Source organism: Catonella sp. (assembly GCF_057250765.1).
Window position 1 is genome coordinate 23,582 of record NZ_DBHIEC010000021.1, and the last position, 23,745, is coordinate 47,326.

Annotated in this window: 17 protein-coding genes and 6 tRNA genes; 1 reads left to right on the top strand and 22 read right to left on the bottom strand. The window is 38.5% G+C overall.

All coding sequences use genetic code 11. The features are described from left to right. The first annotated feature begins 50 nt into the window (after positions 1–50). Complete coding sequence (locus ACO6HM_RS10365) at positions 51–614, top strand: restriction endonuclease (RefSeq protein ID WP_485390973.1); 564 nt, start codon at positions 51–53, stop codon at positions 612–614. Positions 615–739: 125 nt separating this feature from the next. Here ACO6HM_RS10365 and ACO6HM_RS10370 read toward each other — a convergent pair whose 3' ends face one another. From ACO6HM_RS10370 to ACO6HM_RS10475, 22 genes are all read right to left on the bottom strand, one after another. Then, complete coding sequence (locus ACO6HM_RS10370) at positions 740–1,885, bottom strand: YkvI family membrane protein (RefSeq protein ID WP_485390974.1); 1,146 nt, start codon at positions 1,883–1,885, stop codon at positions 740–742. A gap of 222 nt (positions 1,886–2,107) precedes the next feature. Beyond that, positions 2,108–3,442: a sarcosine reductase complex component B subunit beta gene (gene grdF / locus ACO6HM_RS10375; protein ID WP_485390975.1), complete on the bottom strand. Its 1,335-nt coding sequence runs from the start codon at positions 3,440–3,442 to the stop codon at positions 2,108–2,110. 9 nt (positions 3,443–3,451) lie between these two features. After that, on the bottom strand, positions 3,452–4,741 hold the full coding sequence (gene grdG, locus ACO6HM_RS10380) for a sarcosine reductase complex component B subunit alpha (protein WP_485390976.1): 1,290 nt from the start codon (positions 4,739–4,741) through the stop codon (positions 3,452–3,454). Between the two features lie 370 nt (positions 4,742–5,111). Next, on the bottom strand, positions 5,112–6,254 hold the full coding sequence (locus ACO6HM_RS10385) for a YkvI family membrane protein (protein WP_485390977.1): 1,143 nt from the start codon (positions 6,252–6,254) through the stop codon (positions 5,112–5,114). Between the two features lie 393 nt (positions 6,255–6,647). Beyond that, a complete protein-coding gene (locus ACO6HM_RS10390) occupies positions 6,648–7,349 on the bottom strand; it encodes a TetR/AcrR family transcriptional regulator (protein WP_485390978.1) in 702 nt (233 codons plus the stop codon). Between the two features lie 15 nt (positions 7,350–7,364). Continuing rightward, entirely contained in the window at positions 7,365–7,754 is a 390-nt protein-coding gene (locus tag ACO6HM_RS10395) for a GrdX family protein (RefSeq protein ID WP_485390979.1), read from the bottom strand. A gap of 22 nt (positions 7,755–7,776) precedes the next feature. Then, positions 7,777–9,447, bottom strand: a complete 1,671-nt coding sequence (locus tag ACO6HM_RS10400) for a formate--tetrahydrofolate ligase (protein ID WP_485390980.1) — start codon at positions 9,445–9,447, stop codon at positions 7,777–7,779. 155 nt (positions 9,448–9,602) lie between these two features. Further along, positions 9,603–12,827, bottom strand: a complete 3,225-nt coding sequence (locus ACO6HM_RS10405) for a DNA translocase FtsK (protein ID WP_485390981.1) — start codon at positions 12,825–12,827, stop codon at positions 9,603–9,605. A 144-nt stretch (positions 12,828–12,971) separates the two neighbouring features. Next, positions 12,972–14,315 (bottom strand): phosphoglucosamine mutase, encoded by a 1,344-nt coding sequence (glmM, locus tag ACO6HM_RS10410; protein WP_485390982.1) that lies wholly within the window; start codon positions 14,313–14,315, stop codon positions 12,972–12,974. A gap of 10 nt (positions 14,316–14,325) precedes the next feature. Next, on the bottom strand, positions 14,326–15,189 hold the full coding sequence (locus tag ACO6HM_RS10415) for a YitT family protein (protein ID WP_485390983.1): 864 nt from the start codon (positions 15,187–15,189) through the stop codon (positions 14,326–14,328). Positions 15,190–15,384: 195 nt separating this feature from the next. Continuing rightward, positions 15,385–15,466 (bottom strand) — tRNA-Leu (locus ACO6HM_RS10420). A gap of 1 nt (position 15,467) precedes the next feature. Continuing rightward, positions 15,468–15,542, bottom strand: a tRNA-Gln gene (locus ACO6HM_RS10425). A gap of 34 nt (positions 15,543–15,576) precedes the next feature. After that, positions 15,577–15,650: transfer RNA gene (locus tag ACO6HM_RS10430), tRNA-His, on the bottom strand. 26 nt (positions 15,651–15,676) lie between these two features. After that, a tRNA-Arg gene (locus ACO6HM_RS10435) sits at positions 15,677–15,750 on the bottom strand. A 29-nt stretch (positions 15,751–15,779) separates the two neighbouring features. Beyond that, positions 15,780–15,850 (bottom strand) — tRNA-Gly (locus ACO6HM_RS10440). A 49-nt stretch (positions 15,851–15,899) separates the two neighbouring features. After that, positions 15,900–15,974 (bottom strand) — tRNA-Pro (locus ACO6HM_RS10445). 118 nt (positions 15,975–16,092) lie between these two features. Then, complete coding sequence (locus ACO6HM_RS10450; RefSeq protein ID WP_485390984.1) at positions 16,093–16,734, bottom strand: ribonuclease H1 domain-containing protein; 642 nt, start codon at positions 16,732–16,734, stop codon at positions 16,093–16,095. 45 nt (positions 16,735–16,779) lie between these two features. Further along, on the bottom strand, positions 16,780–17,685 hold the full coding sequence (gene mnmL / locus ACO6HM_RS10455; RefSeq protein ID WP_485390985.1) for a tRNA modification radical SAM protein MnmL/YtqA: 906 nt from the start codon (positions 17,683–17,685) through the stop codon (positions 16,780–16,782). Positions 17,686–17,763: 78 nt separating this feature from the next. After that, complete coding sequence (locus ACO6HM_RS10460; RefSeq protein WP_485390986.1) at positions 17,764–19,914, bottom strand: DEAD/DEAH box helicase; 2,151 nt, start codon at positions 19,912–19,914, stop codon at positions 17,764–17,766. Continuing rightward, positions 19,911–21,239 carry an ATP-binding protein gene (locus ACO6HM_RS10465; RefSeq protein ID WP_485390987.1) on the bottom strand — a complete coding sequence of 443 codons (1,329 nt, stop codon included), beginning with the start codon at positions 21,237–21,239 and terminating at the stop codon, positions 19,911–19,913. The genes ACO6HM_RS10460 and ACO6HM_RS10465 overlap by 4 nt, the downstream gene beginning before the upstream one ends. Then, the gene (locus ACO6HM_RS10470) at positions 21,236–23,269 is read right to left on the bottom strand and encodes a TerB N-terminal domain-containing protein (RefSeq protein WP_485390988.1); all 2,034 of its coding nucleotides are present in this window, start codon (positions 23,267–23,269) and stop codon (positions 21,236–21,238) included. The genes ACO6HM_RS10465 and ACO6HM_RS10470 overlap by 4 nt, the downstream gene beginning before the upstream one ends. Further along, the gene (locus ACO6HM_RS10475; protein ID WP_485390989.1) at positions 23,241–23,471 is read right to left on the bottom strand and encodes a hypothetical protein; all 231 of its coding nucleotides are present in this window, start codon (positions 23,469–23,471) and stop codon (positions 23,241–23,243) included. Before ACO6HM_RS10475 ends, ACO6HM_RS10470 begins: the two co-directional genes overlap by 29 nt. Positions 23,472–23,745 lie beyond the last annotated feature (274 nt).

Here is a 23,745-nt window from a genome sequence, read left to right on the forward strand (position 1 = left end):
GCTTTTCAAATATAAGCTTAATAACAGATATAGATTAGTCAAGGGGAATAATGAAGATGAATAATAAGAGGTTTGAGATTTATTTCTTTTTGTTTGCAATCGTTTTACTTGTGTTAATAGGCATAAGATTTGGCGGGCTTACACCCTTTAACATAGGAATTTGTCTTGTGTTACTTGTACTTGCACCCATCCTCACAAAGATACTCGGAAAAAAATATGGAACCGAAGCCGAAGCTTATAGCAAAATGCAAAAGGTAGAAGCTATTTCAGAGGAAGACCTTACGACAAAGATAACTGCCCTTTATACCGGAAGAGGCTTCGCACTGGAGCCATACGAGTCTGAATTCCCAGGAAGCCATTTTGTCTGTACAAGGAATGGCACCAGAAATGGTGAGTCATTTACAGAAAGAGGTGCCGTACTTATAATAACTACCGACAAAGTAATTGATATAGATGATTTTAACAACTTTACACTTGAAATGAAACAAAGAGCCTGTACTCAGGGCATGATGATAACCACCTCCAGATTCTCACCTGAGGTCATAGATGTAGCAAAGGAGGCCATGGTTACACTCTGGAACAGGGAAGATTTGAGGGATAATTTGAATTTATAATTTAACTGTAGAATGTATAAAATCCTACCTTAACTTGCTTACATAAGAATTTATTATTTTTAACCATTATACGCATAAAGAAAGCCTCGTCACCTATTGGCGACAGGGCTTTCTTTTGGTTTCAATTAGGCATTCTTTTTCTTAAGGAAGGTATCTTTGATATTCTTCCATACCATGAATATAATAAGTACTGCTCCTACATAACCATTTAATACGTAAATGTAATTTACAAGCACCTTAAATGGGAGGAAGAGTCCTACTACCAAACCAACAACTGCAAGTATTACTGTAAGTAGCTTAAACTGGCTTGTACCCTCTTTAGCAAATCTTGAAGCAGGATTGTAAAGAAGAGGCACTGCTGTTGTGTAAATACCTGCAAATACTACTACAGCAAATATAGCTGAGAATGGCTTCCATATCTTCATTGCAAGAATGAGGTTAGGAATAGCTGCATTCCATACATAAACGCTTCCATCAGCACTAGGTGTGTTGATATTTGAAATCTGTGCGAAAGAAACAAGGATGATTGCTATACAAACTGCAAGAGTACCACCGATGATACCGTAGTTAAGGTTCTTCTTAGTATTCTTTGCACCAAGAGCAGCTGTAAAGCTTGCAAACCAAAGAAGAACGAAACCTGCGTATGAAAGACCTGAAGCAAGCCAGGTAGAACCTGCATTCTTAATTGTCTCTCCTGCTGCTGCTCCTTCATAAGTACCATTTGCAATGACATCAAGACCGGCCTGAATATTGCCGCCGTCTCTTATAACGGTTATAACACCGATAGCTATACAAAGTACAACTATGATAGGACCAACTATACCAATTGCATCTACGAGTGAGTTAAGTCCACCTATAACTGTTATAGTTGTAATTACAACTAAGATTACCGCACCAACCCAAAGAGGAAGATTATATTCCTGATTAAGAGTTGAAGCTGCACCACCAACCATTACCCAAAATGACATATAACAGAAGATTGTTGAGTAATAGTCACAGAAAGTACCTACATACTTTCCGCAGTAATATTTGTAAATATCATTTGACTTTTCAAATTTTTCTTCTGCTCCAGCCTTAGCAAAGTTGTAATTGTAGTAAAGGAAAGCAACAAAGAAAACAAGCAAAGCCAAAAGTCCTTTGACACCATAAGCTGTATAATACTGAATGATTTCCTGACCGGTTGCAAAGCCTGAACCAATCGTAAATGCAATAACAGCACCAGCAAGGATTATAACTCTTTTCCAACTTACTGCATTATTATCTTGTCCCATATAATATACCCCACTATGTAATTATTTAAATAATTGCGTCTCCGAAAAGTAGATTAATCAAATCCAACCGACCTCCCCTCAAACTATCACAGCTGGGACTGAAACTGTCTGCAGGCCAGAATACGGATACAAGGATTCAATTAACAAAATAGCCCGGATTCTACGATACAACCTTTATATTATTATGTTCATATCTACAAATCCGGGCCTATATCATTTTAATTAGAAGTTATCAGTTTCAAATACAGTCTGCTCTGTAACAGGTGTCTGTAATGTTCTAAGAGCTCTTCTAACCATCTTTTCACGAATCTTCTTGGAATCAACCTCACCCTGTGTAGGATCTCCAAGTGGATAAGGAATACCAACACCAGGAATAATTCTGTTAGCACCAATTGTAAGTGAAATAGGAACAACTGTAGCCATATGTACTACCGGAATGCCATATCTCTCGATACCTTTAACCATCGTTGCACCGCAACGTGTACAGGTGCCTCACGTGCTGACAAGAATAACAGCGTCTACGTGGTCATCAACAAGTATCTTACCAATCTCAGTTCCCATCTTTGCTGCAGAACCTGTAGCTGTACCGGTACCTGTTGTAGTAAAGAATGTATTGTAAAGCTCACCAAATTCACCGGCTGCCTCTAACTCTCTAAGTACATCAAGAGGTACTACAAGGTTAGGATTCTCCATAACAAACTGTCTGTCGTATCCACCATGTATTGTTGTGAAATCCTTTGGTGAAAGTGCCTGCATTCCTTCGATTGAATATGCACCGTACTTGGTAGCATTTGAAGACTCAATGTGATCAGGGTTGCCCTGTGGAACCACACCACCAGATGTAACGATAGCAATCTTAGCTTTTTTGATATCCTTAACAGGAGCTGCAGGATCAACTCTATCAAACTTAGGCATAGGAAGATCTGTAGAGAACTCCTCGCCCTTCATTTTCTTAACAAGCATCTTTATAGCTCTAGCAGAACCCCTTTCCTCTGCAAAGTAGTTAACACGGATGCCTCTCTCGTGATAACCTTCTTCAACAGGTCCTAAAATCTCTTCACCTGTCGCAAGCTTCTTGATAAGGGTAGCAAGATTACCAACAGACTTCTTCATTGTAGCTGCTGAGTTACCTGTCTTAACTGTGATGATGTCCTTACGGAACATATCAACACCAGGGTTTTCTTCATAAGAAGCTGTAATGACACTGCATCCAAGTCTCTCTTCAACAGCCTTACAGATAGTACCACAAGCCACACCATAACGTCCTGCGTTAAATGATGGTCCTGCTACGAACACATCAGGATTGTATTTCTTAACCATTTCAACTATTATGTCAGTTGCTGTTTCAAGGTTTTCTCCGAAATAGTTGTCACCACAGATTACTGTAGCAACTATCTGATAGTCATCGCCAAGCTCAGCCTGAAGTGCTATACCAGGTCCGATAACTTCTTCTCTTACTTCCGGCTTAAAGTCGGCTTTGTCTTCACCACCGATGCCGGCAAAGAACTGATTTATATAATGTACAATTTTATACTTTGCCATTTCATTTCCCTCCATAATTATTAATTAATACCCTCTTGCTGCGAGCTTATTAAATCCGTTAGCAATTGTAGAAGCAATGATAATCTGAATCTCAGCCTCAAATGAACCATCAGGGTTAACGCATCCAGCCCATCCACCGATCTGATTCTCGATGTAATCCATAGTACCGATTATCTTGTCCATCTTAGGGAACTGTAATGTCATATTACCCTGTCCGCAAGATGCAAGTGCATTTGCCTCATCGCAAACGTCTGCAAGAGACTGGCTCTTTCCATCTTTTCCAGGGAATTCATCAGTTATAAGAACAACGTCAACACCCTTTCTCTGAACCTTCTTACAGTTCATCATAAGGTCTGTATCAGGGTTACCATAGCCTTCCTCTGTAATAAGAACACCGTCAAGTCCCATCCACTCAGCGAGCTTAGCTACCATATCAGAATGTCTTTCCTTATCTGCAAGGAATACATTCTCATTGGTTAATATAACGCCCATGAAGTTGATATCTTTTCCGTGATGCTTGAAGCAATCTTCAATAACAGGATTGTGGAAATGATGATATGTTGTAACCTTATCACAAGGAGCAACACAGTTACCGGAAACGATAGCACCGTCCATAATTTCCTGTGGATACATATAGGTAGGAATGAACTGTTTAGCATCTACTCCGTAGTAATATGTGTCATGGAGCAGACCCTGTGACTGAAGCATGTGAACGTAACCAACTTTTGGAAGATTAGGATACATAGCAGCCTGTTCAAATATAGGCTTTGTTTCAAATGTCTCAAGTGTATCAGGCTCTACTTCCTTTCCTGCCTCGCCAAGATAAGCAGCAACCTTAAGGCCGGCCATACGTCCTGCCTTCTCATATACGTGAGTCTCTAAACCTTCCTGAGGCTCGATTACTACACAAAGGTTAACTGTTTTTGAGAATGGACAGTAATCAGCAGCAACGCCGCTCATATCGATTACACCTTCCTGGAAACCAACAATCCTTCCTACAGTAACTACGCAGCAACCATCAAGTGCGTGAGTTCTTCCTTCTCCAACTGTAGGACTAACCTTTCCGATAACACCAGGGAAGATATTTCCACCACCGCTTACTTTAACTCTTGGCTCAATTACATCCTTAACAGGAGTAATTCTTGTCTTCTCTCCCGGTCTTGCGATATCAAGTTTGCAGCCTTTTAGCTTATCGTCTTCAAGAACAAGCTTCTCTACTTCTTCTTTGTTAACGTAGAGAACGTGATCTTTAACATAAGTCTTGTCTGCGAACTGGATATCATCGATTCTGATTTTTCCAAGTTCCAATTTCATAGGTAAATCCCTCCTTATATAATTTTAGTAATCACGATAACTTATTTATAAAAATAAAAAATATCTGTGTTGCACAAATAAATTTTTATCGCGATAACATCTTTCTAAAAAAAATTAAGCTTTAGTTTTCTGTTATCTATTATGTAATCATGATAACTTATTTCATGTATAGAATACACAATTTTGATTATAATTTCAAGCTTTATCTGTCAATTTAAATAAATTTGGCATTTTAACGAAGTCACCCTCCAAAAACCGCTTGTTTTCAGAGAGTGATTTCTAAATTTTTGTGCATTTCTTACAATAAATAGTGTTACTTATTGCATTTTTCTATAAATAGACTTCAATGTAAAATACCAATTTTAATAAATTAAGCTTCCTTTTTCTTCAAGAAAGTATCTTTGATATTCTTCCATATCATAAATATGACAAGCAACGCTCCTACATAACCATTCAATACATAGATATAGTTTACAAGCATCTTAAATGGGAGGAAAAGTCCTACAATAAGACCTATAACTGCAAGCACAATTGTAAGTATTTTAAACCTTGGTGTGCCCTCTTTAGCAAATCTCGAAGCGGGATTGTAAAGAAGAGGCACTGCAGAAGTATAAATACCCGCAAATACTATTACAGCAAAGATGGCAGAGAACGGCTTCCATATCTTCATTGCAAGAATGAGATTTGGAATTGCAGCATCCCATACATATATGCTTCCATCTGAATTAGGTGTATTGATATTGGCTATCTGTGCAAAAGAAATGAGTGCAATAGCCACAGACACTGCAATTGTTCCACCTATAATGCCGTAATATAGATTCTTCTTAGAATTCTTTGTACCAAGTGCTGTCATAAAGCTTGCAAACCAAAGAAGAGCAAAGCCTGCATATGAAAGTCCTGATATGAGCCAGTTAGGGCCGGCATTTTTAATGGTCTCACCTGCTTTTACTCCAGCAAAGGTACCATTTTTAATAGTATCAAGTCCCGCTTGAACATCACCACCATCTTTTACTAAAGTGATGATTCCGATAACAATACAAATTACAACAATAATTGGTCCAACTATACCTATGGCATCTACTAAGAAATCAAGGCCGCCGGCGACAGTTACAGCTGTAAGAACAACCAGGATTACAGCACCAATCCAAAGAGGAAGACCGTATTCCTGATTAAGTGTTGAAGCAGCACCACCTACCATTACCCAAAACGACATATAGCAAAAGATTGTTGAATAATAGTCACAAAAGGTACCTACATATTTTCCACAGTAAAATTTGTAAATATCATTACCCTTTTCAAAATGCTCTTCTGCACCTGCTTTAGCAAAGTTGATATTGTAATAAAGAAAAGTTACGAAAAATACCGCCAAAGTTAAAAGTCCCTCAACTCCGTAAGCAGTAAAATACTGAATTATCTCCTGTCCGGTAGCAAAGCCTGAGCCTATCTGAAAAGCAATTACTGCACCTGCAAGGATTAAAACTCTTGTCCAACTAAACGCATTATGATCTTTCATGTGTACCTCTCGTTTGTTTGTTATTTTTAACGTAAAATTTAGTGCTGTGAGACAATGTAATCATTATCCCGGTCGTGGCATCATAAGCAGGTCCTCCTTTAGCAAAACTAAACCCAAGATATCCTATTAAGGTACAATGAATGAGTTATTAAAATTTTAACTAAATCAACTGACATCATACTAAAATTACAATATCTGGTTCATCTACATGTTATATAATTTTTAGTAATTAATCAATAGTTTTTAGTAATTTTTTATTAATTATTTCAACTTTTTTACAACACAGCAAAAACCCACCCTCTATGACAAGTTGCTATAGAGAGCGGGTTTGGATTAATATATATATAATTCAGTAATTCAATTTTATTTGCAATTTTTTGCAAAATTTTTGGTTTATTTGCAAGATTTTGCAATAACCGTTTTGTAGCTCGTGTAACCCTTTAAATCTGAGGCAAGTGCCTTAACCACAAGTTCACAATCATCAATATAATCCCACACATAATTATTGATTGTATCCTCATCAGTTATTTTCTTGTCCATAATTGTTTTTAGGTAACCTTTGTATAACAAACATACAATCCTGTTAAGCATAACAGCATTGTCATAAGTAATAGCATTATCAGCTATGCAAAGCTTACACATCTCAAAATCTCTCCCCAAAAATTCCGGATTAGTAAGCATTGCCTGAAATGATGTCGATGATTCATCAATCTCCTCAGGGAACATACGATAATACTCTCCTATAGCTTCCCTAAGTGCTATCTCATAATTGTTAAAAAACAGCAGATTATAAGCCACAGGCTTCCTAAATGCTTCCATGCAGTAGCAATACCAAACCCCCACATATCTTTCCCAAACATTATCCCAAACTTTCTCTGCAGTATTGAGAGAAACGATATAGTTTTTAAGTTCAGCTAACTGCGCAAAGTAGATGAGTTCATCACGATTAGCAAAATACCTGTATAGATTTGCAGACGAACACTTCATTTCCTTAGCCAGTTTTCTTATTGAAACAGAATCGATGCCTTCTCTTTTAATCATTTCATTGGCTTTTATTATATAGTCTTTTCTATTGAGGCCTTTAAAATAATCCATTCTGAATCGCTCCTTTTAACATATCCTTGGAATTACATTTTCTATTACAGATAAATCAATTGTTTTGAAGTCGTTTGCCACATTCTCAGGGTAGCTTTCAGGACTTTTTGCAATATCCTGCCACTGTCTAAAGGTTTCTACGCATTTTTCTATGAGCATAATATCTTCAGTATTATCTTCCCCCTCCTTTGGGTAGACAATAATTGAGCGGTAAAGTGTCTGGTTAGGCTTAAGGCTTGATGCCTGAGGGTGGGTAAGCAGTTTATGACCTGTATATACCATATCCCTTGTCTTTATCATAACTTCCTCGTAGTCCTTGCACATAATGCAATGTATCTTATCTTCAAATTTTTCAATTACTCTGTCATTATTGGTAATTAAAATCGCTTTTTCTATCTCCCACATCTTAAAAACTCCTCAATAATATTTAGAACAGCCCAACTATATTGCCGTCATCATCCACATCAATGTTAAACGCTGCAGGTGTCTTTGGAAGCCCCGGCATGGTCATAATATTGCCTGTAAGTACAACTACAAAGCCTGCACCCGCTGATACATAAGCCTCCCTTACAGTCACTCTAAAGCCCTCAGGTCTTCCAAGAAGAGTGGCATTATCTGAGAGCGAATACTGTGTCTTAGCCATACATACAGGGAAACTGCCAAAGCCAAGTTCTTCAATTTTCTTAATCATCTTGTCTGCAGCTGGTGCAAAGTCCACTCCAGATGCTCCATAGATTTTTGTACATATTGTTTCTATCTTTTCTTTGATTGGAAGCTCATCCCCATAGATAGGAGCGTAATCAGCTGTCTTTGACTCTATTGTTGCAATTATTTTCTTTGCAAGCTCTTCTCCACCGAGACCTCCCTTTTCCCAAACTTCTGCGAGCTCAAAGTCACAGCCTCTCTCCTCACAGAAATCCTTTACGAATTTAAGCTCTGCTTCGGTATCTGACACAAACTTATTGAGGGTTACCATGACAGGAACACCGAACTGTTTAAGATTCTCTATATGCTTTTCAAGGTTTACTATTCCCTTTTTAAGAGCCTCAAGGTTCTCTGCTCCAAGTTCCTTCTTGTCCACTCCTCCGTTGTACTTAAGAGCCCTGATAGTGGCTACAAGTACAACTGCAGAAGGTTTAAGTCCGGCCATACGGCATTTGATATCCAAAAACTTCTCAGCACCAAGGTCAGCACCAAAACCTGCCTCAGTGATAACATAATCAGCAAGTTTGAGGGCTGTCTTTGTTGCCCTTACTGAGTTACAGCCATGGGCTATATTGGCAAATGGGCCGCCATGGACAATAGCAGGACTGTGTTCAATAGTCTGAATCAGGTTAGGCTTAATTGCTTCTTTAAGAAGAGCAGCCATAGAGCCTACTGCATTCAAATCTCCTGCGGTAACAGGCTTTCCATCGAAGCTGTAGGCCACAATGATGCGTGAAAGTCTCTCTTTTAAATCCTTCATATCATTTGCAAGACAGAGAACAGCCATTATTTCGGATGCAACTGTGATTACAAAGTGATCCTCTCTAACCACACCATCCGCTGACGCCCCAAGTCCAACAACTACATTTCTAAGTACCCTGTCGTTCATATCAAGGCAGCGTTTCCACACTATCTGGTTGGTATCTATACCAAGAGAATTGCCCTGTTTTATGTGGTTATCAAGTAAGGCTGAAAGTAAATTGTTGGCAGAGGTAATTGCATGAAAATCACCTGTAAAATGGAGATTTAAATCCTCCATAGGCACTACCTGTGCATAGCCTCCGCCTGCTGCTCCGCCTTTTACTCCAAAGCAAGGTCCAAGAGAAGGCTCTCTAAGTGCTATTACAGCCTTTTTGCCAAGTCTTTCAAATGCCTCACCAAGACCTACGGTGACCGTTGTCTTTCCTTCACCCGCAGGGGTAGGATTGATAGCGGTTACGAGAATCAGTTTTCCATCTTCATTGTCTTTAATCCTGTCCCAAAGCTCATCTGAGAGCTTAGCCTTATACTTTCCATATAATTCAAGCTCATCTGAAGAAATGCCGAGTTTTTCAGCCACCTCGCCAATAGGTTTCATCACCGCTTCTTTAGCTATTTCAATATCAGTCTTCATAAGATTCCATCCCCTTTGTGGTTTATTGTAGTTAATAGCAATTAATATTTTTTACTTATAAATGCCTCATATATCTAAATCATAACTAATAAACGCCCTTTCTGTCAATTCAAAAAAAGTGTCTATTTTATAGCTATTAATGTCAAAAAATCTAATTAATGCCTGGTCATTATGAAAGCTTCAAAATCATCCTTACTCATAAGCACCTTACGAGGCTTGGTTCCATCCTCAGCACTTACTACTCCTGCTTCAGCAAGTTGATCCATGATTCTGGCTGCCCTGTTGAATCCTATTCTGTACACCCTTTGAAACATACCTATAGAAGCCTTATCTTTGTCTATTACCAGTTTCCCGGCTTCTTCAAAATACGCATCATAGCCATCATCCTCTTCAGCAGGTGTATTTCCTTCTTTGATGCTCTCAACCTGAGCAGCTGCGTTTACCTGCTCGGTGATATCAGCCGCCTTGTGAGCAGGATCATTGTTTTCTTTGATAAATTCAACTACATCAGAGACTTCATTATCCGAAACAAAGGCTCCCTGAACCCTCACAGGCTTAGGATATCCTGAAGGGAAGAATAGCATATCCCCCTTACCTAAGAGCTTTTCGGCTCCTGCTCCATCAAGAATTGTCCTTGAATCCACCTGAGAAGAAACAGCAAAGGCTATTCTTGAAGGTACATTGGCCTTAATAAGACCCGTAATGACATTTACACTTGGACGCTGAGTTGCAATCACAAGATGGATACCTGCTGCTCTTGCAAGCTGAGCAAGACGGCATATAGCTTCTTCAACCTCCTTTGATGAAACCATCATAAGGTCAGCAAGCTCGTCTACTATTATCACTATCTGAGGCATCCATTCAGGCGAATCTTTTCCTACCTTTTTGTTAAAGCCTTTTATTTCTCTAACCTTCATGTCGGAGAAAAGCTTGTAACGCCTGTTCATTTCCGCAACCGCCCAGTTTAGAGCTGCAGCAGCTTTCTTAGGATCGGTTACTACAGGAAGCAAAAGATGAGGTATTCCGTTATATACAGAAAGCTCAACCACCTTAGGATCCACCATGATGAGTTTTACCTCACTTGGCTTCGCCTTGTATAGTATGCTCATAATAAGCGTATTGATACATACCGACTTACCTGAGCCTGTTGCACCCGCTATGAGGAGATGCGGCATCTTGGCTATATCAGATATCATAGTCTGTCCGCCTATATCCTTACCTACAGCAAAGGCAAGCTTAGACTGGTGTTCATTAAAGTCTTTGTTCTCAATCAAATCCCTAAAATACACCATTAGGTTCTTTTTGTTAGGTACTTCTATTCCAACTGCTGCCTTGCCCGGAATCGGTGCCTCTATACGAATATCTGCGGCCGCAAGATTTAACTTAATGTCATCAGTAAGTGCAGTTATCTTGCTTACCTTAACCCCCTGTTCAGGCTGAAGCTCATACCTTGTTACAGATGGGCCACAGCTGACATCAGTTACCTTTACATTTACTCCAAAGGCTGTCAGGGTTTCCTGAAGTTTTCTTGCAGTTTCGTGTAGCTCTTCATCACTTATCCCTTCATCATCACCCCAAGCCTTACTTAAAAGGCTAGTAGGCGGGAATACATAAGGCTTAGGCGGTTCGTGTGGATTTTCAACCGATAAATCCGGAATAAGCGGCTCTATGCCATCATCTCTTCCTTCTTTTACAGAGCTTTTTCTATTTTCAGGAATATTTGAAATGTCTGTAGAGATGGTACTATTATTACCACCATCACCAAATGAAGACTCAAGCGCTTTATTGCCGGTTATGGTTTTCTTTTCAAGGAGCCTATCTTTTTCAATTTCAAGAATAGACCTTTGAGGAACTAGCTCTTCTTCATCCTCATCATCTAACAAATCTTCATATTCGTCTATATCATCTTCAAAATCGCTTTCATCTGTTTCGTAGTAATTTTTATCAAGCTTATGAGAGCTTACTTCATTTTCTGCTTCATCCTCTAAATCTTCCTTATCCTCTTCTTCAATCAAAGCTTCAGCCTTTACTTCAGGCTCTACTATACCTCCATGCTCTGATTTATAATCAGACTCTGCTATACCACTAGTCTCTGTTATATTATCAAGCCCTTCATCAATCTTTCCTTCTTCTCCTTCAGGCTTCCACAAACCTTCCCCATCACCAAACTTATCATTGATTTCTTTTAAGTAAAACTCATCTTCTTTACCCTCAGAAATCTTCTTATCCTCATTTGCCCTATGAATCAGAAAAGAAAGCTGAGATTTTTCTGTCTCGCCTACCTCCTTTACTTCTACCTCTTTGTTAATATCAGCAGCTTCCTCTGTTGTTTTTTGATTTTCGCGGGCAGCCTCTTTCTTTTCAGACACTTTAGCTTCTCCGATAGGAGTATCATCTACAGTCTCTTTACCCATATCCGCAGACTTCTCTTTTGTAGCTGCTTCTTCCTCTTCTTTCTTAGCTTCTTCCTGCTTTGCAGCCTCCTCAAGCTTCTTTTTGTTTTCTATATTGGCCTTTATTCTTTCCTGGATGATTTCCTCCGAAATGGCCCTCTTTCTATCCATTTCCTCCTGTCTAAGCCTCTCATCCTCTTCGGCTCTGGCCTGTCTTATTCTCTCTCTTTCTGCCCTTCTTATTTCTCTTAGCTCTTTTCTTCTGGCTAGCTTCTCCTCAGCCTTTGCCCTAGCGTCAAGCATGGCCTCATTCTTGTATTCTGCTATAGTCTCTCTGGTTTCTGTCACCCTGTCGTTTATAACAGAGGTTATGAGTCTTCCTGTTAAATAAATAACAAACATTATAATTATCGCTATTAGCAAAAGGTATGCTCCTACCTGGGCAAGACCAAGATTAAATATCTTAGCAAGAGCACCTCCGAGGAAACCTCCTCCGTTTTTATTATCCACAGACATCGTGTATAGAGATTTCCAAGGAATGTCACTTAGGTCTCCATATGACGCAAGCTCAAATATACCACCAAAGGCTAAAAGCAGGCCTGCACTTGCCATAACTTTATTTCTAACCCTCTTATTGCCTACATTAGCCAACATAAAAATAGACGCAAAGAAAACATAGAATGGAAATACCCATGTAATCACACCTATGCAGCCAAAAAGAAAGCTATTAATACCTCTTCCTACAGGTCCAACCAGATTAAAATTTGAAAGTAAAAGTACAATTGAGATGACACTGGTAAATATGAATAATAATTCATATTTGTTCTCTGCTAAAAAGCCTTCTCTTTCAACTTTAACCTGCTTATTACGTGTAGTTCTCTTTGCACCTGTCTTCTTTCCTACAGTATTCTTTGTAGAATTCCTGCTATTGCTGCTTTTTCTATTACTTTTGTTTGCTGTTTTTTTTCTATTATTATTCCCTGCCATTTTTACCTCACATTAAGCATAAAGAAACAGTTATCGCCTTAAAAGCGTAACTGTTTCAATAATATATCAATTCTCGAGTTTTTTCAATGGTATAGGACATTTTACTTAAGCTTTTTAATATAAAGATTAGATTCGACACTTGTATCATAAAATATAGCCACAAGCTTTAATAGCATCGATTATTTTGTCCGCTGCCTCTTTACATTTCTCATCACTTCCTGCTTCTACCATAACTCTTATAAGAGGTTCAGTACCACTCTTTCTAAAAAGCACTCTTCCATCTCCATTAAGCCCTGCCTCAGCCTCAGCCGCAGCTCTAAGAACCTTTTCATCATTCATCACAAGGTCCTTATCAGTAACTCTTAAGTTCACAAGAAGCTGAGGATATACCTTAAAGCCTTCTGTAAGCTCTGATATCCTCTTCTTACTGATAAGCATTGCATCCATTATTTTAAGTGAAGTAAGTACTCCATCTCCTGTAGTAGCATGCTTTCCAAATATAATGTGACCTGACTGTTCGCCACCTAAAGAATAGCCGTTTGCAACCATATTTTCACTCACATACTTGTCGCCTACATCTGTCTTTTCATATTTAATTCCGAGCTTATCAAAAGCCTTATATAGTCCCATATTTGACATTACAGTTGTAACTACTGTATCGTTGTCAAGCTCACCCTTGTTCTTGAGGTATGAACCACAGATGTAGAGAATAGCATCTCCGTCAATTATATTGCCGTTTTCATCTACAGCAAGGCATCTGTCCGCGTCTCCGTCATAAGCAAAGCCTATATCAAGCTTCTTCTCCTTAACAAATTCCTGAAGCTTTTCTATATGGGTTGAACCACATTCAGTATTTATATTAGTGCCGTCAGGATCAGCATTTATAACATAGGTCTTAGCTCCAAGTGCCTTAAATACTGCTGTTGCTATCTGATGCGCAGAACCGTTCGCACAGTCAAGTCCCACTCTCACATCCTTAAAGGATTTGGTTGGTAGTGAAATAAGGTAACCCAGATATCTGTTTCTTCCAAGTACATAGTCAACAGTTCTTCCGACATTTTCTCCTGTAGCAAGGGGAATATTGTCATCTTCCCTATCTATATACTCTTCTATAAGAGCCTCAACCTCAGCCTCTAACTTATAACCGTTTCCGTTTATTATCTTTATACCGTTGTCGTAAAAAGGATTGTGGCTTGCAGATATCATAATACCACAGTCAAATTCCTCCGTTCTTACCACATAGGATACGCTTGGAGTACTTGTAACATGCAAAAGATATGCATCTGCCCCACTTGCGGTAAGTCCTGCTGCAAGGGCATATTCGAACATATAGCTTGATCTTCTGGTATCTTTACCTATTACTATCTTAGCCTTATGCTCCTTACCATAGTAATATCCTAGAAATCTTCCAACCTTAAATGCGTGATTAACTGTCAATCCTACATTGGCTTCCCCTCTGAATCCATCTGTTCCAAAGTATTTTCCCATAGATTCTCTCCTATATTCTCATAAATCCTTTTCCAACTATTTCGCTGGTACTTGTAATTATAATAAAAGCTGTAGGCTCAGTTTCCCTTAGGAAATTCCTTAAAAGAACCGCCTGTCTTCTGTTAACTACAGTAAGCACCATAAACTTATGCTGTCCTGAATATGCACCCTTTGCATCAACCACAGTAGCAGAACGATTTAATTCCTTACCTATAAAATTTGTTATAGGCTCAGAATCATTACAAACAATATTGATATACTTGTGTAGGTTAATACTTTCAATTACGTTGTCTATAACAAGAGCCTTCACTCCAAGACCAAGCATTGACATAAGACCTGTCTTCACTCCGTAGATAGGGAAGGTAAGGGCTGCAAGTATGCAGTCAGCAGACATAAGTGCAACTCCTATGTTCATAGAGGTGTACTTTTTAAGCAACATCGCGAGTATGTCAGTACCTCCGGATGAAGCACCTATATTAAACAAAATTGCACTGCCTATTGCAGGAAGAAAAATGGCATATACAAGTTCCATTATCGTTTCATTGGTAAGAGGTCCCTTAAGTGGAACTATGTACTCAAGCCCCTGCAGCGAAAATGACATAATCAGCGAACAATAGACTGTTTTTAGTCCAAATTCTTTTCCGAGAAAAATAAATCCTATTATAAGGAGCAAAATATTGAAGATAACTACAATATTTCCCTTGGTTAAAACTCCAACAGTATACTTCGATAAAATAACCGCTATACCTGTAGCTCCTCCGAAAGAAAAGTTATTTGGAAACTTAAAGAAATAAATACCAATTACCATAATCTCGATGCCAATGGTCATCCAGATAAATTCTTTCAAGTTAAACTTTTTCATCAAGTCTTTCATCACTGCTCTCCTATTTGCAAGCAATTTTTACTTGTAGCATAATCCCTCTAAGTCATTATCTATTAAGCATATTAAAATGATATGGAATTGCTACAGCCCTACTTATTATGTAAGCCATATCGTTTTTTAATTTGACACCTGTACATTATATAAAAAAACCGAACTTCATGCAAGATGCAATAAAGTCCGGTAGTATGCGGATAACAGGAGTTGAACCTGCACGGGGGTTCCCACCAGAACCTAAATCTGGCGCGTCTGCCAATTCCGCCATATCCGCATGGCTGGGCTAGCCGGATTCGAACCGTCGATGCGGGAGTCAAAGTCCCGTGCCTTAACCGCTTGGCTATAGCCCAAAAAATACAAAGACTCTCGCCTTTGCACTCTAAGGGTGGGTAGAGGGACTCGAACCCTCGGTATCCAGAACCACAATCTGGCGCGTTAACCAACTACACTATACCCACCATATATATAATCCGACTAGCTTAAGTGTACCGAAAGGGATTCGAACCCCCGACACACGGCTTAGAAGGCCGTTGCTCTATCCAACTGAGCTATCGGTACAAACCCATTTTGACAATAATCAAAATGAAAGCGGGTGATGGGAATCGAACCCACGTATCCAGCTTGGAAGGCTGGTGTTCTACCATTGAACCACACCCGCATACAAGAAATATTAACTTTTTGCTTTTTTTACAAAACTTAGAAACAAGTCGGGGTGACAGGATTCGAACCTGCGACCCCTTGATCCCAAATCAAGTACTCTAGCCAAACTGAGCCACACCCCGAAATTTCTTAAGTGTTTTGCAATCAAGCAAGGAATATTATACATGAATTAACTTATGATGTCAACACTTTTTTAATATTTTTTGTTGTTTTATTTTATGAGAATTTTACACTTTTTGTCTACTCAATTCCAAGTGCTCTTTTAGCCAGCCCATCAGCCATCTCATTATATTCATCACCTGAATGGCCCTTGACTTTGATAAAATGAACCTTAAGCTTATCTTTTATACCATCATAAAACTGCTTATATGCTACGGTTCCTGCTTTGTTCGTCTTCCACTCTCCCAGGCACCAGCTTGCTATCCCCTGATAATCGTGATATATGCTTAATGATGTATAGCCATTGTCTAACGCATATTGCATGGCAAGTTCAGAAGCTTTTATCTCTCCCGCCACATTCCTCATTGTGGCAAGCTCTTCATCCTCGTAGGCCTTTGATATTTCAGCTATTACTTCTCCGTCTTTAAGTATAATACAGCCACAGCCAAAAATCTTCCCACTACTAAAGCTTCCATCCACATAAGCGGTTATTTCACTATCAGAGGGCTCTACCTGTGTATTTTCATCATTATTATCACTTGCTGCATCAGTGTTAGAAGCAGATAATCCTCCCCTTAAAAAGTCTTCCGCATCCTGCTTTTCTACAAATCCTTTATATATAGCCCCTTTATAGCCTATAACCTGAGCCTTACAGTCCTCCCAGGTCTTATATATACCGGGAGTCTTTCCTATTCTTACCGCATAATAATTATTCTTTGCCATTATTTTCTCCAATAAGTATTTTGTTTAACTACAATTAATTTAATATCATCTTTTAGCTTCTCTAATAGCCTTATTTATAGTATTTAGCACCTTTTTCTTATCAGCACTCCACAGTGGCTCTACCAGAAGCCTCTTATCTCCGTCTCCCGTCATCCTGTGAATCACCACGCTTTCAGGCAGGATTCTCAGACAGTTTATAAGAATTTCAGTATATTCATCAAGGCTTAGTATCTTAAAAGGCTTTTCCCTATATTCCCTCTCTAGTCTGGTATTCTTTAATATATGGAGGAGGTGAAGCTTAATTCCGTCTAACTTAGGACTGAGATTTGCTAAATACCTGACAGTTTCATACATATCTTTATCCGTTTCGCCCGGTAAGCCTAAAATCACATGGACTATCACTTCAATATTTCTCTTTTTAAGCTCCATATAAGCCTTATTAAAGACAGGCAAACTATAGCCCCTGTTAAATGCCTTTGCGCTGTCTTCGTGAATCGTCTGTAAGCCAAGTTCTATCCATACAGGCTTTATTTTATTAAGCTCGTCCAAGAGGTCAAGTATATCATCTTCCAAGCAGTCAGGCCTTGTACCAATAGATAGGGCGGCAATATCATCCCTAAGTATAGCAGTCTTAAAAATCCTGCCAAGTCTGTCTACATCTCCGTAAGTATTGGTAAATGACTGAAAATACGCAATATACTTCTTGTCTTCTTCCTTTATATCCTTTGGAAATTTGCTTTTCACCCTGGCTTTTGCTTCTTCTATCTGTATTTCTATGGGCTTAAGTTCTGTAGCAAATTCTCCGGAACCGCCCTCAGAGCAAAAGCTGCAACCACCTCTTCCTGCCCTTCCATCCCTGTTTGGGCAACTACATCCTGTGGATAAAGACAACCTATATACCTTTGTGCCAAACTTTTCTTTGCAATAGTCTGACAGAGTCCTTATTATCATCTAACATTCTCCTAGTCCAATCTAATGCTTTCCAGTAGCTTTTAATACCTTCTAATATCTTCTTAAAAAGCTAACCTTTTATAAGCTAATCTCTTCTTTCATCTCCGCCACATCAGTATATCTATCAACATACTGCTTAATTAAGAGGTTTTCAGGAACAAAGTCATTGTACTTCCCTAAGGTTTTAGCATCTTTAGGAACAATATAATCACTTTCCGTAACATCATTTTTTCTTATGTAGTCAATTGCATCCATAAGTTCATTCTTTGTTACATTTTTAACTATTAAAAAAGGCCAGTAAGGTTCTACAAATTTTCTATCAGGCAGGAGTTTATTTAAGATATAGTCTAAGGAATTAAGCGCTCTTGTGCCTAACCACAGAGATATCCCATAAGTATCCGGAGATATTTCAAAGATTTCTTTGGTGTCAAGCCCCGCCCCCGCTGCCACCTGCCTTATTTCAGCAAGTCTCTTCTTTGCTCCATCTCCCAAATAAGGATACTTACAGTCAGTTGTTATTATCTCCTTCATTTTCTTAAGTACTCTGGTATGCTCAATAACCTCTCCTGTTCCATCCCAGACTGTAGGCGGCTTACCCTCGGCACTCTTTACATAGATATTCTTATTCTCCTTGTCTATTTCTGTAACCATCCAACTCTTTCCCCCCAGAACAAAAGTTGTATCAGGCTGCATAAGCCTTGTAAGAGTACCTATTTCGTGTGAGCCCTCTCTTACAGAATATTCCACATCAGATTCAAATACCGAATAAAAGTCATAGTGATTTGCTATCTTTTCTCCCTCGGTACCTAAGATGAAGCCTCCGTTCTCAGTTCTCTCGATATGACCTATCTTAAGGAGATGCCTCAATAATTCCTTGTAGTCCTCCTGCGTAACAAATCTAAAAGCATATTCACTAAGGAGTGACTGCGCCAAAACTTCCGGACTTGCCTCACCTCTACTATATAAAAAACTCATAGTCTGGTGGTAGAGTATACCAAATGGATATCGCTCAGACAGCACCGGCTCTATATAATTTTCCCTATAAAGTTCAATTAAAGCTATACACTTAATAAAGCTCCAATTTATCGCCTTATAGAACTCAGTGGACTCACTTCGCTTTTCCTCTTCAAACAAAAAGCACATCTCAGAAACTCCGCTTCGTCTCCCACTTCTTCCAAGTCTTTGAGATAGGCTGGCTACAGACTTAGGACAGCCCACTTGTATTATTCTCTCCAAATCCCCCAAATCGATACCCAGCTCAAGGGTAACAGTCGCACCTGTAACAAGGGGTAAGTCAGACAGCCTCATCTGTTCTTCCACAAACTCCCTGTCAGATGCAGAAATACTGCCATGATGAACCATAAATACATCAGGCTCTCCTCTTTTTTTAGCCACATCCTTAAGGTTAACAATATTTTTTTCTACCTCAGAGCGTGCATTTGAAAATACAATGCTCTTCTTCCCTCTAGTTAGCTCATATAGATTATCGTAAAAGGATATTTCGTTCTTCTTATCTTTTTCCTGAAAGGCAAATTCATAAAAATGCTCCACCATTACCACTGCTCTCCGCCTTTTAACTCCGGTATCAGGAGTAATGCAATTTCTTCCCGTACCACCGTTTAGCCAGTCTTTGGCACCCTCTATATCCCCAAGTGTTGCAGATAGTCCTATCCTTACAGGAATCACACCTGTTAGCTTTTGAAGCCTTTCAAGCAGGGAAATAAGCTGTGTTCCTCTTTCCTCTCCTATGAAATTGTGTACCTCATCAATTATGATAAATCTCAAATCAGAAAATAATTTAACAGCCTGTTCTTTCCTTCTCATTAGCATTGCTTCAAGGGATTCAGGTGTAGTCTGTAGTATGCCTGAAGGCTTTTTAAGCAGCTTATTCTTAGCAGTGGCAGACACATCCCCATGCCACTTAGTAACCGGTATATAAGCCTCCTCAAGCACCTCCTCAATACGGGCAAACTGGTCATTAATAAGAGCCTTAAGTGGAGCTATGTATAAGACTCCTACACTTTCAGACGGTTCGTTGTAAAGCTTTGTGATAACCGGAAGAAAAGCAGCCTCTGTTTTACCCGATGCGGTAGGTGTAGCTATGAGAAGATTAGAATCGGTATTAAATATAACATCACAGGCAGCAACCTGTATTTCCCTTAGCTCTTCCCAGCCATTTCTATAGATATAATCCTGTATAAAAGGAGCAAGCTTATCAAATGTACTCATATCTCAAATCCCTTAAATTCGCTTCTTATTTCCTCAGTATCTTCGCTTGACTTAGCGTAGTTAAAATCATCCCCTCCAAGTATGCTCTCAAGGGTTTTGTCAGGGTTTTGAATGAGGATGTTAAGTATTTCTATAAAATCCCTTATTATCTCACGTGGTGTAATATTCTGTCCTGCTCCTACCCTGCTAAATTCAGTTTTTATAAAATACTGCAAGGTTTCAGAGCTAAGCCCTGCCTCATACTTGTACACCTGAGCATGAATTTTCTCTAGCTTACAGATAAGAAAATACATTTCTTCAGGGGTAAGAGGTTTTAGCCTTATAATAGGAGAGAGCAAATCTCTTGTACTTCCGTCAGAAAATCTACTGCTTTCAAGCCTTGACCTAAGTGCCTCATAACTAAATATACCTCTTCTTGTATCCTCTACACACTGAGGCGTACCTCCCATTATCACTCCTAAGTAATTCGCCTTGCCCTGCATTATATCGTTGTATATTGTTAAGATTTTCTCATAATTATTTTGCCTTGATATAGAATTGGGAATCTTAAATAGATTGACGAGTTCATCAATCATCATTATCATCCCCTTATATCCTGCCTTTACCACGAACATAGAAAAGAGCTTAATATACTCATACCAGTCATCATCATTTATAATGACACCGACTCCAAGCTCCGCCTTAGCCTCAGTCTTGGTTGCGTATTCTCCTCTAAGCCATTTTAAGGTTCTACTTTTAAGCTCGTCATCCTCAGTAACTACAGCCTTCCAGTACATAGAAATTATCCTTGCAAAATCAAAGCCATGTACTATGGTTTCAAGCTCATTTACAGTTTGATGAATCTTAATCTCAACCAGTCCGTTAATCTTCTCGCTGTCGGCGGTTAGTGAGTTTTCTGTCATCACTTCAGTTTTAAGTGCATTTATCCATTTGCTTAGTAAGAGGCTTAAAGCACCTCCATCAGGAGAGGTTTGAGTGGAGAGGTTTTTCATAAGCTCTTTGTAAGTAGCAAGCCCATCACCCTTATTGCCTACAAGCCTTCGCTCAGGAGAAAGGTCAGCATCCACCACTACGAAGCCTCTTTCCATGGCATAGTTACGAATAGTCTGCAGCAAAAAGCTCTTACCTGCTCCATATTTTCCTACAACAAATCGAAATGAAGCACCTCCTTCGGATATCATTTCAATATCATTTAAAAGTGCATCTATTTCATCTTTCCTACCTACCGTTATATAGCCTAAGCCGGTGCGTGGCACAACTCCACCCTTAAGGGAATTTAGCAGGGTATTTGCTATTCTAAGCGGTATTCTGTCTGTTACATTCATGACCTTCCTCCAACTGCCTCTTTTACTTCATTCAAATAATCTTCATAAATCTGTGGGTCACCTGATACATATTCAATCAGGTTATCACCTGTTATTTCAAGTGCCTTCTCATTTATTTCTTCAACAAGAAGTTCATAATTAGAACCTGTTTTTTCACCATTTGCAAGATGTAAAATCAGGTCTTTTGCCTCGTTCGACAAGACATTTATTACAGCTGCGCAGCCTGATAGCTCAGCATTATCATAATCTTTAGCTTCAATTTCAGGCTTATTACCTTCATCAGTTATTGTTTCTTTAGCAAAATCAAATATATTTAATTGTCCAATTGACTGACTTTCATTTTCATAACTTCCATCAACTATATGTACCGCATCTATTTTAGAGATATGATTTATAGATGATAATGGTATTTTAGCAGCATTTGCATCATTTTTTGACTTAATATCACTTTCATTATTAGATTGTACTTCAGCTTTGTTAATTAAGTTTATTTCTTGCTGTCTATAATTCTTCTTACAATTATATATTTCTGATAGTTGTCTCTCATCTCTTTCGATATCCTCTTCAAGAATGAGCCTTTTAGCAGTTTCAATATGGTCTCTTTCAATTTCTTTGATTTTACTAAGGTCTATCTCAATAGGCTTAATTATTTCAAGTTTGCCATTTTTTATTACTATGTTTTCCTCTTTTATAAAGTCAGAAATTGCCTGAATTATAGTTTCTTCAAAACTATCTTCATACAATGCCTCAAGCATTTTTCTTTTCCAAGAGCTTAACTTAGAAATATGGCTGCCGGCATAGTAACCATAATCACTTTTATCATTGAAAAAGCATTTCTCCACCTGTTTAATCGCAGGAGGCTGTAGACTTCTCTTTGAGCCGAACATTTTTCTCATATTAACTTCAGTAAGCTTTAATATGTATCCCACAATAGCTTTGTATTTTCCTATGTCAGCAGCATCTATTTTACGTGACTTTCCATTGTATTTATAGGTTTCAATACCATCAAGCGAGACAACCTGCTCAAAAAAATTGGAAGGCATAACCACTGCTCCTCTAAAAAAAGAGTATATAACCTCACTTTGTTTAGCTGTGAACAATTTTTTGATATCTGTTTCAGCCTCATTCAAAGTCTGTGAAAGTCTCTCAAGTACAAAGCAGGCACATTTTTCGATAATCTCCTGATTGCCTGACTTATAAAACTGTCCTTCAGTTATCCTAAAAGATGAAAAAATTTCAACTGCTCTTAAACTCTTCCACTTAAAGTCCATCATTTCAACATATAAGCGAGGTTCAAAACCATAGTAATTAATTGGCATCAAGTCTCTATAATACGAAAAATCATGTTGAAGTTCATTATGGTTTACAATATAGTAGTCCCTTATCCAGGTTCGAAAATGTCCATCAATACTGTCATCATATTTTCTAAACTCAGTCCATATATATATTAGCTTTTCAATGGTTTCTTCTGCACACTTCGTACCTATCCCGTTTAATAGTTCATATACATAACAAAACAAGTAGGATACAGATATATCCGTTACATTAGAATTCCTAACCTTTGTCCGCCAAGTAAAATAGGTCCTAAGCTGATTATCATTCATCCTATCATAGGTAGTATAGTAGGCTTCCAAAGGATAGGCTTTGTCTGCATCGTCACTAAAGTCCTCCATGAATTTTGCCTGTTTAAGAAAGGTCTCAGTATCCCCAAGATACCAATCACTGCTTAAACCAGCCTTCTTGCCTAAAATTCTCATCTGACGGAAGGTGGAATAAGGCTCGCTCTCAGCCAAAGGCTCCTGTTGTCTTCTCTCAATAATTTCTTTTTCGTACCTGCTATTTCCCTTATTTTCTAAAGGATCGATAAGTATATATCCTGACTCAGATTTTTCAGGCTTTCTAAGGGCAAGTTTATGAGCCTGTTCCTCCATCTGTTTTTTATCAGTTTCATCAGGTAAAATTTTCCTTAAAAATTCCATTAAGGCTTCATTTCCAAGCATCTTAAGCTCCCGTATTATTTTTTTCCACATCTTTTTCTATCTCGCTTACAAACTTTATATCTCCCACCAAAAATAAAGAAAGACATTTTAACACAAAGCTAGCACACTTTCTAACAAATCTAATAAATAAAGAAACAGCCCTATTATTCTTATTATCACTTTCAATAAAATATAATAATGAAATTATTACCGGCGTCAATGCTACAACTACTATTAAAACAATATCCCACATAAAAAACCTCCATGTATGATAATGTAAATCAAAATAAATAATAATTATAATAAACAGAACAAAAGTTCTTATTGTCTAGTATAATATAATGATAGCATTATGTCCATAGATATTGGAAGAAAAATGCATAATAACACAAGAAAGAATCCTTCTTCGCAGAATTCACCGCCTGTGGCGGGTCGCGTGAGTGACATCTACATATCCGCCGCAGTGCGATCCCTCGGAGAGATTTTTATTTGACAGGTAATTTCGGAGAAATTTCCTGTCAAATAAA

Excerpts from the sequence above, each read along its gene's own strand:
- ACO6HM_RS10365 (WP_485390973.1), top strand. The coding sequence starts at position 51 with ATGAAGATGAATAATAAGAGGTTTGAGATTTATTTCTTTTTGTTTGCA.
- ACO6HM_RS10370 (WP_485390974.1), bottom strand. The coding sequence starts at position 1,885 with ATGGGACAAGATAATAATGCAGTAAGTTGGAAAAGAGTTATAATCCTT.
- grdG (WP_485390976.1), bottom strand. The coding sequence starts at position 4,741 with ATGAAATTGGAACTTGGAAAAATCAGAATCGATGATATCCAGTTCGCA.
- ACO6HM_RS10385 (WP_485390977.1), bottom strand. The coding sequence starts at position 6,254 with ATGAAAGATCATAATGCGTTTAGTTGGACAAGAGTTTTAATCCTTGCA.
- ACO6HM_RS10390 (WP_485390978.1), bottom strand. The coding sequence starts at position 7,349 with ATGGATTATTTTAAAGGCCTCAATAGAAAAGACTATATAATAAAAGCC.
- ACO6HM_RS10395 (WP_485390979.1), bottom strand. The coding sequence starts at position 7,754 with ATGTGGGAGATAGAAAAAGCGATTTTAATTACCAATAATGACAGAGTA.
- ACO6HM_RS10400 (WP_485390980.1), bottom strand. The coding sequence starts at position 9,447 with ATGAAGACTGATATTGAAATAGCTAAAGAAGCGGTGATGAAACCTATT.
- ACO6HM_RS10405 (WP_485390981.1), bottom strand. The coding sequence starts at position 12,827 with ATGGCAGGGAATAATAATAGAAAAAAAACAGCAAACAAAAGTAATAGA.
- glmM (WP_485390982.1), bottom strand. The coding sequence starts at position 14,315 with ATGGGAAAATACTTTGGAACAGATGGATTCAGAGGGGAAGCCAATGTA.
- ACO6HM_RS10415 (WP_485390983.1), bottom strand. The coding sequence starts at position 15,189 with ATGAAAGACTTGATGAAAAAGTTTAACTTGAAAGAATTTATCTGGATG.
- ACO6HM_RS10450 (WP_485390984.1), bottom strand. The coding sequence starts at position 16,734 with ATGGCAAAGAATAATTATTATGCGGTAAGAATAGGAAAGACTCCCGGT.
- mnmL (WP_485390985.1), bottom strand. The coding sequence starts at position 17,685 with ATGATAATAAGGACTCTGTCAGACTATTGCAAAGAAAAGTTTGGCACA.
- ACO6HM_RS10460 (WP_485390986.1), bottom strand. The coding sequence starts at position 19,914 with ATGAGTACATTTGATAAGCTTGCTCCTTTTATACAGGATTATATCTAT.
- ACO6HM_RS10465 (WP_485390987.1), bottom strand. The coding sequence starts at position 21,239 with ATGAATGTAACAGACAGAATACCGCTTAGAATAGCAAATACCCTGCTA.
- ACO6HM_RS10470 (WP_485390988.1), bottom strand. The coding sequence starts at position 23,269 with ATGTGGAAAAAAATAATACGGGAGCTTAAGATGCTTGGAAATGAAGCC.
- ACO6HM_RS10475 (WP_485390989.1), bottom strand. The coding sequence starts at position 23,471 with ATGTGGGATATTGTTTTAATAGTAGTTGTAGCATTGACGCCGGTAATA.